Annotated in this window: 8 protein-coding genes and 2 rRNA genes (1 of these 10 running past the window's edge); 6 read left to right on the plus strand and 4 right to left on the minus strand. The window is 51.0% G+C overall.

What is annotated here, in order from left to right; translation table 11 throughout:
* Nucleotides 1-82: 82 nt before the first annotated feature.
* Both GU926_RS09725 and GU926_RS09730 read right to left on the minus strand, forming a co-directional pair.
* Nucleotides 83-3,289 carry a hypothetical protein gene (locus GU926_RS09725; RefSeq protein WP_160691354.1) on the minus strand — a complete coding sequence of 1,069 codons (3,207 nt, stop codon included), beginning with the start codon at nt 3,287-3,289 and terminating at the stop codon, nt 83-85.
* Nucleotides 3,286-4,362: an NAD(P)/FAD-dependent oxidoreductase gene (locus GU926_RS09730; RefSeq protein ID WP_160691356.1), complete on the minus strand. Its 1,077-nt coding sequence runs from the start codon at nt 4,360-4,362 to the stop codon at nt 3,286-3,288. The genes GU926_RS09725 and GU926_RS09730 overlap by 4 nt, the downstream gene beginning before the upstream one ends.
* Nucleotides 4,363-4,435: 73 nt before the next feature.
* Here GU926_RS09730 and GU926_RS09735 point away from each other — a divergent pair, with 73 nt between their 5' ends.
* The 6 genes from GU926_RS09735 (at nt 4,436) to GU926_RS09760 (ending at nt 12,506) form a co-directional block, all read left to right on the plus strand.
* Nucleotides 4,436-5,071 (plus strand): MBL fold metallo-hydrolase, encoded by a 636-nt coding sequence (locus GU926_RS09735; RefSeq protein ID WP_160691358.1) that lies wholly within the window; start codon nt 4,436-4,438, stop codon nt 5,069-5,071.
* 46 nt (nt 5,072-5,117) lie between these two features.
* Complete coding sequence (pssA, locus tag GU926_RS09740; protein ID WP_160691360.1) at nt 5,118-5,825, plus strand: CDP-diacylglycerol--serine O-phosphatidyltransferase; 708 nt, start codon at nt 5,118-5,120, stop codon at nt 5,823-5,825.
* Complete coding sequence (gene purS / locus GU926_RS09745) at nt 5,822-6,073, plus strand: phosphoribosylformylglycinamidine synthase subunit PurS (protein ID WP_160691362.1); 252 nt, start codon at nt 5,822-5,824, stop codon at nt 6,071-6,073. Before pssA ends, purS begins: the two co-directional genes overlap by 4 nt.
* Before the next feature lie 89 nt (nt 6,074-6,162).
* Entirely contained in the window at nt 6,163-10,029 is a 3,867-nt protein-coding gene (gene porU, locus GU926_RS09750; RefSeq protein WP_160691364.1) for a type IX secretion system sortase PorU, read from the plus strand.
* A 30-nt stretch (nt 10,030-10,059) separates the two neighbouring features.
* Entirely contained in the window at nt 10,060-11,217 is a 1,158-nt protein-coding gene (porV, locus tag GU926_RS09755) for a type IX secretion system outer membrane channel protein PorV (RefSeq protein ID WP_160691366.1), read from the plus strand.
* An 8-nt stretch (nt 11,218-11,225) separates the two neighbouring features.
* The gene (locus GU926_RS09760; protein WP_160691368.1) at nt 11,226-12,506 is read left to right on the plus strand and encodes a M16 family metallopeptidase; all 1,281 of its coding nucleotides are present in this window, start codon (nt 11,226-11,228) and stop codon (nt 12,504-12,506) included.
* Nucleotides 12,507-12,854: 348 nt separating this feature from the next.
* Here GU926_RS09760 and rrf read toward each other — a convergent pair.
* Nucleotides 12,855-12,966: ribosomal RNA gene (gene rrf / locus GU926_RS09765) — 5S ribosomal RNA — on the minus strand.
* Nucleotides 12,967-13,055: 89 nt separating this feature from the next.
* A 23S ribosomal RNA gene (locus GU926_RS09770) occupies nt 13,056-13,337 on the minus strand (it continues 2,612 nt past the right edge of the window).

A 13,337-nucleotide genomic window follows, 5' to 3' on the forward strand; every position in this document is an offset into this window, starting at 1 on the left:
ACGGCTTCTCTATCCAATAGAGAAGCCGTTCTGCTTTTAGGCGTTTTTGGCCTGTTTTCTGGAAAACAGGCCAAAAACGGATTTAGAAGTCATAGCCCATGGAGAAGTACAGCTTGGGTCCTTCGCGCACCAGGTCTTTCTCGCCCCAGGCAATGTCAAACCGGCCGTACACGCCTAACAACGTGGTTCTCACGCCGCCACCGTAGCCAAACATGAACGGGTTTCTGAAGTTGCGCACCACTACCTCAAACGGCGGACGCGGCACGGGCTGGGTGTTCACAGAGTTGTCCTCACTGAACGGATTGCCCGAGTTATAAGCGGTACCGGCATCAAAGAACCCGGCTAACTGCAGGTTCCGGAAGAAGCCCGAGTTAATAGGGCCTTCAAACAAATACTGGAAGATGGGCAGGCGCAGTTCTGTGTTCCAGAGGACGTACCGGGTGCCGTTGCGGGCGTTGTAGTTGAACCCGCGCATAGGCGTGGCAAAGTCCAGGTAGAAGAAGTTGGGCGCGTACGTTTCCAGGGTGGTGGTATTGTCAATGACGGTGGTGTCATCTTGTGCATTGAGCCAGTTGTCTACCCCGCCCAGCAAGAATTTCTTAGGAGAGGGCCCAAACGAGTGCCCGTAGCTGAGGCGGTTGGCCCACACCAGTTCCTTATGGATTTTCTGATAATGCCGAAGATCAACATAGAACTTGCCAAACCCTTGGCTCTTGTTGCCCAGGCCGTACATGCGGGTCACGCCCACTTTCATGCGGGTGCCTTCGCGCATGTTCATGCCCGTCACCACTGAGTTGTCAAACACGATCTCGCCGCCAATGCCGCCAAAATCTATGACCGCGTCTGGAATGGAGAAGTTTTCAATGATGGAGAACCTGACGTTGGAGTACCGCGGCAGCACTTTCACGCTAAGCGCATGCGTCAATGGATAACTGAACGCCGGCAGCACCTCATGCTTAGACAAGCGGCGGAACGGCCGGTCGTTCATGTACACGCTTTGCTTCTGGTAGCCTATGCGGTAATCATAACGGTTCTTGAGGTTGGAATACTCTGCGTAGAAGTTGGTGGTCTTTAAATCTGTGAGCGCAAACACGCCGCCTCTTATGCGGTAGTCTTCAAAAAGGTCTGCCATGCCCACTTCCATCACAAACCCGAAGCCCAGCAGCGGGTCTGCGTACACAGAAGAAATGATGTTGTTCACGCCAAAGCGCAAGTCATACGCCCGGGACCGGGTCAGGCTCAGGGTGTCTGCCGCGCCCATGGCCAGAATGGTTCTTGGTTTGGCTGGTGCCGCCTTGGGAGGCGTAGTCATTGAGTCCGTCCTTGCCAAAGTGGAGTCTGTTCTGACCAAGGTAGAATCCGGGGCTTTCAAGACCTCCAGAGAATCTGCCACTGCCTTGGCGTACAAGCGGTCTGCCTCTAGTTGGGCTCTGCGCTGCAAATGTCCTTCTAAGGTCTGCTGGCGGCCGGTTTTAAATTCTGGGTTGCTCACGGGCGCCAAGGGCTGGCTCTGGTACAGGAACGGATATTCCTTGCTGCGGTCAATGGCCACAAACGCCAGGTTGCCGGTACCCGCGTGGTAGTCAAAGCTCTTGATGTTCTGCGCAAAGTTGGTGACCCGGTTAATAACGCCGGTGCTCATGTTATGCCTATACAAGGATCTGACTCCGGATTCCTCCCCTACATATACCAGTTCTTCAGGAGAAATCCCTTTGGGCATTTCTTCTTTAGAAGGCGTGGAGCTCAGCTGCCAGAAGCGCTGCAAGGTGGCCGTTGGGTCATACAGGAAAATGTCAAAGTTGTTGTTGGTGCTGGCAAACTTGCCTCGGGCCGCCTGCAGCGAGTCTGCCATGCGGTTAGAACTGAACACTATTTTGCCACTGCCACCCGGCACGAAGGACGGCTGCAGGTCATCATACACGTCATTGGTGAGTTGCTGCGACAGGCGGTTTCCTCTGAAAAGGAACAAGTCTGACTGGTTGTTCTTCACGGCGCTCATGACCAGCATCTGCCCATCGTCTGAATAGTCAAAACCGGTCATCTGGCTGTACGCATTCAGGCTGATCTCATTCTTGCCACCACCCAGCAAGCGCTTAATGGATTGAATAGAGCTGAAGTAGCGTTTGTTGGCGGCCTGCTGGTGCAGTTTTAAGACGCCTTTGCGGTAATCTGAGATACCCAGGATGGTTTCAGACTTCCAGGCCAGAATGGGCACAGAACGGTCTGTCTGCTGGTTGGGCACTTTGAATCCTCCGCGGTAAATGACTTTCTGGCTGCCGCGGTCTAAGTTGCGCACAATCACTTTGTAGGCGCCGCGGTCATATAATACATAGGCCAGCTGCTTGCCGCTGGGGCTGTATACCGGCTCTGAAAACTGGTAATGGCGGGCGTTGATTTTCCGGAGGCGGTGGTCCTTGTCAGCGGTGGTCAGTTGTCCTTCAGTGAAGGTGTTCATTTGCAGGTAGTAGCTGAACCAGTTCTTCTCAAACTGCTTGAACGGCATGTTCAAACTGCTGGCAATGCCAATCTCAATGTCTCTGGTGATGCGGGTGAGGTTGAGGATGTTCTGGATGGCGGCCGGGCCGTGGCGTTCGGTGATGTAGTTCCATATGGCCTGGCCGGTCAGGCGCTGGTTGCGGGCAAACAAGGGATCTGGGCGCTTGCCGCCGGTTTTCAGGATCATGTCACGCACGTAGTTGTCCATCTCCACGCCCCAGCCTTCAGAAATATACGCTGCGGCACCAGACACAAACCAGTCTGGCAGGCGCAAGAGGTAGTTGCTCTGAATGACTTCCTTCAGGCTGCCGCCGTACATCATGTCTGAGATGAGCAGTTCTGAGATGCGGTAGCTGATCTGGCGCTTCAGCTCGGCCTGTGAGCCTTCAAACGGAATCTCAATCTTGGTCTGCACGAACATACCGTCGTTGCCGCCTTTGTAGGGATCATCTACCAGGCCAATGTTGCTCTGCTTTAAGTCTGCAACGGAGTTATAGACGATGAGCGTGATCTTGGAGTAGGGATAATAGCCAATGAGCGAGGTGATGCGCTTGAGTTCTTTCTCTGAATGCTCTGCCGCATGCCGTGCCAGTTCCACGCCGCCCTGCGCGTAGTACACATTGAAATTGGGCGTGCTGTAATACTGCCAGGCAAACCGCTTGTACTGGATGCGGTTCTTCCCGAAATCATCTGGGCTGGTGGCCTGCGCCTGGGCGGTGAACGCATTCCCCATTCCCCAGAGCAGAAGGCATACCTGACAGATAAGACCAAAGCGCGTATAGAGTTGACTCATATGGTTGACTTAGATGCTAAATATAAAGGAAAATACCGGGCAATGTCTACCTCCTTCCAAAGCGGCTCCTGCCCTTCTACATGGGCCATCAACTGCTGCGCCAACAAGGGAGCCATCAACACGCCTTTAGAGCCCATGCCGTTGAACACCGCCAGCTGCGGCAGTTCTGGGTGCAGGCCCATCAAAGGCTTACGGTCGCGCACGGCGGGCCGTACCCCTACATACTGCATTGTGACCTGCAAAGGTTTCTTTATAATATCCTTTGTTTTGGCTTCCAGTTCCTGGCGTCCTTCAAGCGTGGTAACTTCCTCTAAATCACGCCAGTTATACGTGGCCCCAATACGGTACTTTTCTTCGCCTAAAGGAACAACGTAAACTGCCTTGTTATAGATATAGGGCGCGTTAAATCCTTTTACAGAAATGTCCAGGATCTCGCCTTTGTTCAAGGAAAAGGGCAACCAGTTAAAGTACGGATTTTTGACCGCGCCGGCTCCCTCGCAGAAGATGATTTTTCTAGCCTGCACGTCCTGGTATTGAACGCCGTCTGGCAGCAGCTCTAGTTGCGAGAAATCAAAGGCTTCGCGCCTGATGGCGTTGCGCTGGGCAAGGGCTTCTTCGCGCAGATGCAGGAACTTGCGCAACTCCACGTAACCTCCCTGCTTGATGAGCAGGCCGCCCAGTTCCTGGTGCACGTCTTCTGAGGGCGGCAGTTGCAGGTGGGTGGCTTCAATGTAATCATCCCAGATGGCCTCGGTGGATTTTCCCATCCAGGTGTTCTGTTCTTCTGGTGTGGAGAAGAGTTTTAAGATGGGTTTCTGGTGGAAGAACGGCGTCTGGAATACCTCTGACTGCTCTTGGTAGAACTGTTTGGCCTGGGGTAGAAATGCGTCTACCTGCCAGCTTTTGGCGAAGCGCTTGCCCGCCACGGGGTTGATGAGGCCGGCGGCCACGCGGGAGGCGGCGTTGGGTTTGTTCACATCCAATACCAGGACCGTTTTTGCGTTCTTTTCCAGAAAACAGGTCAAAATCGCGCCGGCCAGCCCGTGGCCAACTACCAAGTAATCATAAATCATATGCCAAGGTACGGCTTGTGCCGCTGAATTCTGTAACTTAGCCCTTTCAAAATGTGCACACGCACCTTCTGTCATGCAAATTAAGAGCTTTCCGTTTAATCCCTTCTCTGAGAATACCTACGTGCTGTATGACGTCACCAAAGAGTGCGTGATCATTGACCCAGGCTGTTCCAATGCCCAGGAAGAAAAACAACTGAAGGACTTTATTGAGACCCAGGGATTGAAAGTGGTGCGCCTGCTCAACACCCATTGCCACATTGACCATGTACTAGGCAACAAATTTGTGGCAGACACCTATGGCGTGCCGTTGGAGATTCATGAAGATGACTTGGCCGTTTTGCGTGCCGTGCCCACGTATGCCGCTGCCTACGGTTTCCCGATGTACGCCGAGCAACTACCGGAGAAGTTCTTAAAGGAAGGCGAAACCGTGACGTTTGGCGAGACGAAGCTGGAGGTGATCTTCACGCCGGGCCACGCCCCCGGGCACGTGGTCTTCTACCACAAAGATTCCCAGAACGTGATTGGCGGCGACGTGCTCTTCCAGCGCAGCATTGGCCGAACAGATTTGCCGGGCGGCAACCATGCCACCCTCATCCAAAGTATAAAGACAAAATTGTTCACCCTGCCAGACACTGTAACGGTGCACCCGGGCCACGGCCCTTCCACCACCATTGGCGAGGAGAAGAAGCATAATCCGTTTTTGACCTAATTCCCGGAAAACAAGCCAAAAACGAAGACCATCAGCCTGTCATCACATGAAAAAACATCTTCCTAACTTTATCACCTGTCTTAACCTGCTGTGCGGCTGCCTGGCCATTACGTTTGTTTTTCAGGGGCAACTGGTGGGCGCCGCGTACCTGGTGGCCCTGGCCGTCTTCTTTGACTTCTGGGATGGCATGGTGGCGCGTATTCTGCACGTGCACTCAGAGATTGGCAAGCAGCTGGACTCCCTAGCCGACATGGTTTCTTTTGGCGTAGTGCCGGGCATGGTCATGTTCAAATTGTTGGAGGAAAGTGTGCAGCAAGGATACTTTGGACTTACCATAGACACGTTGCTGCCGTTTGCGGGCTTTATCTTGACGGTGTTCTCTGCCCTGCGCCTGGCCAAATTCAACCTGGACACCCGCCAGACGGATTCTTTCATTGGCGTGCCCACGCCTACCACCACCATGCTCATTGTGAGCTTCCCCTTGATTCTGGCTTTTGACACCTACGGCCTCACGCCCATCATCCTCAATCCTTGGTTCTTGCTGGGCATTACAGTGCTGTTTTCTTTCCTGCTTATCTCTGAGCTGCCGCTGTTTGCGCTTAAGTTCAAGAACCTGAAGTGGGAGGGGAACCAGATACGCTTTATCTTCATGATTTTGACCATAGTGTTGCTGGCTTGGCTTAACTTTACCGCGGTTCCGCTGCTGGTGGCGCTTTATATCTTGTTATCCCTTATTAAACCTTCTGCCATATGAAATTCACCGCCGAAATTGACATCATGCCCCACGCTGAATTGTTAGACCCTCAGGGAAAAGCCGTAATGCTGGGCCTGGAGCATTTAGGACTGGAGCAAGTGTCTGATGTGCGCATTGGCAAACACATTAAACTGCAGCTAGAAGCACAGGACGAGGCCGCTGCCGCCCAGAAAGTGGAAGAGGCCTGCAAGAAGCTGTTGGCCAACATGGTCATGGAGTCATTTTCTTACCGCCTCACAGCAAACTAAGCAGACCGTTCTGTTGCCAAGCGCCCCTATCTGGCTGAACCTATGCTATATGGGCTGTGTTGCGGAGTGAATACCTTTACCCCGCGTACATGCACCTGTTTAGAAACCTACTGCTAGGCTTTTGCCTTTGGGTGTTCTCTGCTGCGGCTGTTTTTGCCCAACAGGAGACTACCCGCACCATCACCTGGCGTAACCAGTCGGTTTCTGGTGCCGCGGGCAAACCTGGTTCTGTTCCACCCACTTTTGAGGAAGCCTCCTACAGCCAACCGGGAGCGCTTCCTTTTTATGTTTTTACCATTCCCGGCGCGGCCGTCTCTTCCATAGAATTCACCCATCTGGAGTTTGCGCCTCTTCCCCAATCGTTTTTGGCCTCTTTTCCCGAAAACAGCCTAAAAACGGAGATTACGCCCCAGATTAGCACCGGCACGTCTAATAGACAAACCTTCAGCACCGTTTCTTTTCAGCCGTACAGGCTGAACCCGCAGACCGGTGCCGCAGAGAGGTTGGTGTCCTTCAGTTACCGGTACCGTAGCGGTGGCGTTGCCGCCCCGGCCAGCAGAAAAACCGGTACTGCACCTCTGCCTCTCAGAAGCCATGTGACCCGCTCTGTTCTAAGTTCTGGTGACTGGTATAAGATTGGGGTGCCGGCCACGGGCATGTACAAACTGGACCGCGCCGTGTTGCAAAGCATGGGCGTGAACGTGCAGAACCTCAATCCCAGGCTTCTTAGGTTGTTTGGGAACGGCGGCGGCATGTTACCGCAAGCCAACAGCGCTCCCCGGGTCGAGGATCTGACGGAGAACGCCGTGTGGGTAGAAGGTCAGCAGGATGGTACTTTTGACGCCAATGACTATCTCTTGTTTTATGGACAGGGACCTCATACCTGGGCGGTAGATGCGTCTGGGGCTGCTCCATTTATACATTCTAAGAACCTGTTCTCAGATACCACCTACTATTACCTCACCATTGGTCCGGCAGAGGGCAAGCGTGTCACTGCCAGAGCCTCCTTATCTGGTTCTTTTCCGGTGGTGAGTAGCTTTGATGAGCGCTGGCACCATGAGGTTGACAGCAAGAACATGATCCAGTCTGGAAGGGAGTGGTACGGCGAGGAATTCAATGCGTTTACCCAACAGAGTCCGTTTACTTTTTCGGCGTCAGACCTGGTACCGGGGAGTTCTGTGGTGCTGGCTTCGGGGGTGCTAGGCAGCTCTCCGGAGGCATCTTCTTTTAAAGTCTCTTTGAACGGGGCCTTGCTGGGAGAACATGTGGTACAGGGCTATGACGCCGGTGACCCGTACCATGAGGCGGGCTTCAACAGCAACAAAATCTTCGCCCAGAACTTATCTAATATTCCTTCCTCTACAGACCTGGCGGTTTCTTATGTTTTTCAGCCGGGCAGAAGCTCATCGGCGGTTGGGTACCTCAACTACTTTTCCTTGTTCGCGCAACGTCAGTTAAAGCTGTTTGGCACCAGTACCTCCTTCCGGTCTCTGGCCAGTCTGCAACAACCGGTTACTACTTACCAGATTGGCAACCTGCCCGCCACCGCTCTGGTCTGGGACGTGACCAACCCCACAGAACCCGTGCAACAACTACTGGCAGTAGGCAACGGAGTGGCCCAGTTTTCTGCCAACAGCACTGAACTGCGGGAGTTTGTCTTGTTCAACGGCAACAGTTTTGCAACTCCTGCTTTCTTAGGAAAAGTAGCCAATCAAAACCTCCACAGCCTGAATGTGGACGGCAGCCTGGACCTAATCATTCTGGCACCGCCTGCTTTTCTGCCCCAGGCCCAGCGCCTAGCCGACTATCGCAGGAACCGAAACAGCCTGCAGGTAGAAGTAGTGTCTTTGCCGCAGGTGTTTGAAGAGTTCGCCTCGGGCCAGCGGGATTGGACGGCTATCAGGGATTTCATGAAGATGTTGTATGACCGCAGCCAGAAACAGGGCGAACAGCAGTTGAACCTGCTGCTGTTAGGCGATGCCTCGTATGACCCAAAATTCAGGATTGCTTCTTCGGCCCAATATGTTCCCATTTACCAGTCCAGAGAGTCTCTGCACCCGGTGTATTCCTATTCTTCTGATGACTATTTTGGGTTGTTGGATGCCCACGAGGGTGAATGGTCTGAGAAGAATTTCTCTACCCAGGAAATGCTGGACATTGGCATTGGCAGGCTTCCGGCCAAAACCTCTGCCGAAGCAGACTTGTTGGTCAACAAGATTCTAACCTATGAGAGTGACGCTAGCAGAGGCAACTGGCGCAATAGACTGGTCTTTCTAGCGGATGACGGTGAGGTAAATGAACACTTGGGAGACGCAGAGAACTTGTCCAGGTACATGGAGACCAACCATCCTGCCTATCTCTCTGAGAAGCTGTACCTGGATTTGTATCCTCAGATTTCCGTGCCCAACGGCAAGCGGTCTCCGGCTACCAACAAAGCGCTGCAGGATGCCATTGAGAAAGGTGCCTTGCTAGTGAATTATACCGGCCATGGCAACGAGGTGAGTTTAGCAGATGAGCAGATTCTCACCATCAATGAAATTCTAGCCTGGAAGAACCCAGACAAACTTACTTTCCTGTTAACTGCAACGTGTGAGATTGGCCGCTATGATGACCCCAGAAGAAATTCTGGCGCAGAGACGGCGCTGTTGCATCCTGCGGGAGGAGCGGTTGGCTTATTGACTACTACCCGGCCGGTGTACTCAGACGGGAACCGAAAATTGAACTCAAGCTTTTTTCAGGCGGCTTTCACTCCCCTGCCCTCTGGGGCCATGCCCACCTTAGGCTACTTGCTGCGCTATACCAAGAACAATAGTTTACACCAGGTTAACAATCGCAACTTTGCGCTGTTAGGAGACCCATCTATGACGCTGGCCTACCCTCAATTGCAGGTGTCTGCCACTGAGGTGAACGGCAAGCCAGTTTCTGCCTCCGCTTCAGACACCCTGCACGCCTTATCTAAGGTGGTGCTTAAAGGCCAGGTGACAGACGCTCAGCAGCAGGTGGTTTCTGGGTTTCAGGGAAAGGTGCATGTCTCTGTGTATGATAAACCTTCTACGGTGTCTACCCTAGGCGATCAGGACCCTGTTAGGAAGATATCGGTTAAAGACAATCTTCTCTATGACGGGGTAGTCAGTGTGCAGAATGGCTTGTTCACAATTACGTTTGTGGTTCCTAAGGACATTAACTACCAGGTTGGGTTGGGCAGCATCCACTTTTATGCGCTCTCTGCGGCTACAGATGGAAACGGGGCTGCATCCATACCCGTGGGTGGGGCCGATGGTAGCGTTACGGCAGATAACGCGATACCGCAGATTCAACTGTACATGAACGATGCCTCTTTTGTATCTGGAGGTACTACGGCAAGTGAGGCAGTGCTCCTGGCCCATTTGTCTGATGACAACGGCATTAACACCGCTGGCGCGGGTATTGGGCATGAGATCACCGCTATTCTGGATGACAAAGCTTCTGATCCATTGGTCTTGAATGATTTCTACACGGCAGACATTGACAGCTATCAATCCGGGAAAGTACGGTACACGCTTAAAAATCTGGCTGCGGGCCCGCATACTTTGCAATTGAAAGCCTGGGATACGCATAACAATTCTGCTGTAGCACGTATAGAGTTCATTGTAGCTTCTACTGAGAAGTTGGCGTTAGATCACGTTTTCAATATTCCCAATCCGTTTCTTGATAAGACTACTTTCCACTTTGACCATAACCGAAGTGGTCAGGAATTAGATATACTTATTCAAATATTTACCGTATCAGGTACTTTAGTGAAAACGCTTCGTGGTACCAGTAATGGAAGCAGCCATTTTTCTGATCTTACCTGGGATGGCAGAGATGATTATAATGGTTTATTAGCGAAAGGAGTATATATTTATAAAGTGAATGTCCGTTCTAAGCAGGACGGATCCTCTACCTCTAAGTTTGAGAAACTGGTTTTACTTAAATAACCGTCTACGCCATACATCAACCCATACCACATGAACCGTACAACGACCAGGTCTATTTTCATCTGCTTTCTGTTAATGGCCGCCACCGGTCTGTCTACGTTTGCCCAAAACTCCATTGGTCAAAATATTCAAGATTACAGGCCTATCACTACGGCCGTTCCTATCTTATTGATAGCCCCAGATGCCCGGGCCGCAGCCATGGGAGATGTTGGGGTAGCCACCTCACCAGATGCCAACAGTACTTATTGGAACCCGGCCAAGTTAGGATTTATAGAATCTGACTTTGAGGCGTCTCTGTCCTATACCCCTTGGTTGAAAAAGGTTGTTTCTGACATGTACCTTGCTTACTTATCAGGGCACAAGAGATTGACGCCTAACTCTTCTATTGCGGTGTCTTTAATGTACTTTGACTTAGGCGAGATCATTTTCTCCCAGACCGGAACTGACCAACAGCCCTTCAACCCGAAGGAATATGCGGTCAATGTTTCTTATGGTCAAAAGTTGAGTGAGAATTTGAGCTTAGGTGTTGGCGCCAGATACATTCGTTCTAACCTTGCCGGTAACACCAACGTGGTAAATCCCAGCGGAAACTATGAGTCACAGCCGGGTAACTCGGCTGCTGTAGATCTTGGCATCTATTATACCAGAGACCTCAACATAGGAAGCAAGAACGTGAATCTAGCCCTAGGTGGCAACATCTCTAACATGGGCGCTAAGATTTCTTATAGTACGGCTGGCAGAAAGGACTTTTTACCAACTAACCTGCGTCTTGGAACAGCCTTGACCATGGAGCTAGATCCTTACAATAAAATTACCCTGGCCATTGATGGAAACAAGCTACTGGTTCCTTACTCGGCTCCAGATGATGCTTCTTCTAACGACCAGACTAACGTCTTTGCCGGTATCTTTAAATCCTTTAACGACGCTCCAGGAGGTGCTAGCGAAGAGTTTAAAGAAATCACCTTATCCAGCGGCTTAGAATATTGGTATGATAATACCTTTGCAGCCCGCGCTGGATACTTCTATGAGAATGAGTTGAAAGGTGGAAGAAAATATCTGACAATGGGTTTAGGACTACGCTATCAACAGTTCGGGGTAGATGCGGCATACCTAATTCCCAGCGACCAGAACAACCCATTAGCCCAAACGCTAAGATTTTCTCTACACTTCAAATTTGACGGGCAATAATATTCCATATGAGTTTAAATAGAACGGTAGCCCCTTCCATCCAAGATGCTGCTGATATTCCCATATTGGTACCAGAAGTAATTACTACCCTATCTGGTGCGAGAGTACATATTGCACATTCTACAATTCAACCCATCATACGGGTTGAATTTGTGTTTAAGGCGGGTAAGTGGTATCAAACGAGACCTGCGTTGGCTTCTTTAACAGCCAAAATGCTGCTAGAAGGCACAACCCATAGAACAGCCAAACAGATTGCTGAAACTGCTGATTTCTATGGCGCTACCTTAGATGTATCGCATGGATTTGATAGATCTACGGTTACCTTGTACTGCTTGTCAAAGTTCTTACCAGACTTGTTGCCTCTCTTTTTTGAGGTAATACATGAACCTGCTTTCTTAGAACAAGAACTGGCCCTTTTAAAGCAGCGGTTAATCCAGACATTGTCTGTAGATAAACAAAAGAATGGGTACCTGGCGTCAGAAGCTTATTCCTTGCAATTATACGGTCCTTCCCACCCGTATACTACCTTAATCACAGAAGAGGAGATAAACTCTGTCACGCAGGAGGATATAAAAGCCTTCCATGCCACTCAGTACAGAATCCAAGAAGCAGAAGTTTTCATAGCCGGTGAATTTTCGTTAGAAGCAAGAAATTACTTTTTAAAAACTCTATCCTCTTCCGCAACGGGAGAACCTATCCATAATACATTAACATTTACGGCTACTCCATCGCTTCCTGACTTAAAGCATGTTCAAACGAAGAACCAAATGCAGGCGGCCATAAGAGTAGGCAGTGAAGTGGTAGCACCTCATCATCCTGATTTTCCTGCCTTGTATTTCACAACGCATCTATTGGGTGGATACTTTGGTTCCAGGCTCATGAAGAACATTCGTGAAGAAAAGGGATATACTTATGGGATATATTCTTCTCTTTCTACGAAAGAAAACAGTACTACCTTCACGATAGGCACAGAAGTCAAAGGCGATAAAACTGCCGAAACGTTATTTGAAATTGAGAAGGAGTTAAAGCGCCTAATAGTTGAGTCTGTCACAGATGAGGAATTACATACGGTGAAAAAGCATCTGAGCGGCAAGTTTGTTTCTGATGAGGCTACCTTGTTTGATCAAGTGGACCGTTATAAGTCAACTGTATTCCTACATTTATCCCCAAATCATTATCATACACTTGTTAAGGAATTCAATGATATGACATCTGAGAAAATAAAAGAGACCGCTGAACGATACATTAAGTTTGACCAATTGTTGAAAGTAATTGCTGGTGGCAGTTAAATGAAATTAACTTATTCTTATAAATAGAAAGGGCCGCGATTAATATCGCGGCCCTTTCTATTTATAAGAATGTCATATATCTCTTATATAAGATAAGCAGAGCCTCTCGCTGCTGCCACATGGAGCAAGAGGCCCCGCTGCTTTCGGGGTGGTGTTTCCAGCGGGGGAGGACACATTCCCCATTCCCCTGTTTCCCGTTACCTACGGCCCTGGGGGAAGCCGCTGCCACGGCTCCCTTTCCCATCCAGGAGCCGGGGAGGCGGTCGGCGGTATTTGACACGGCCTTCCTGCCCGTTCGCTTTAACGCAGAAGACCCCGCCTGCTTGCGCGGGCGGGGTCTGAGGATGGGGTTGGCGGCTACCTACTCTCCCGCGTGTGACCGCAGTACCATCGGCTCGGCGGGGCTTAACTTCTCTGTTCGGAATGGGAAGAGGTGGACACCCGCGACATAGCCACCATTATCTTTCAGTATCTCTACTGCTAATGATGTGGGGACGTTCGTTTGTCATATTGGGTCGAGAGAAGGGTCACCAGGGTACGCGCTTTGGGGCGCGGAAGCCTCCGGGCAATTAGTACGGCTCGGCTGTGCTGTCTCCAGCTTTACACCTGCCGCCTATCGACGTGGTCGTCTCCCACGGCCCTTGAAAGATATCTCATCTTGGGGTGAGTTTCGCACTTAGATGCTTTCAGCGCTTATCTCATCCGAGCGTAGCTACCCTGCGCTGCAGCTGGCGCCACAACAGGTCCACCAGAGGCTCGTCCATCCCGGTCCTCTCGTACTAAGGACAGGTCCCCTCAAATATCTAACGCCCACTACAGATAGGGACCGAA

The organism is Nibribacter ruber (assembly GCF_009913235.1).
GTDB lineage: Bacteria > Bacteroidota > Bacteroidia > Cytophagales > Hymenobacteraceae > Nibribacter > Nibribacter ruber.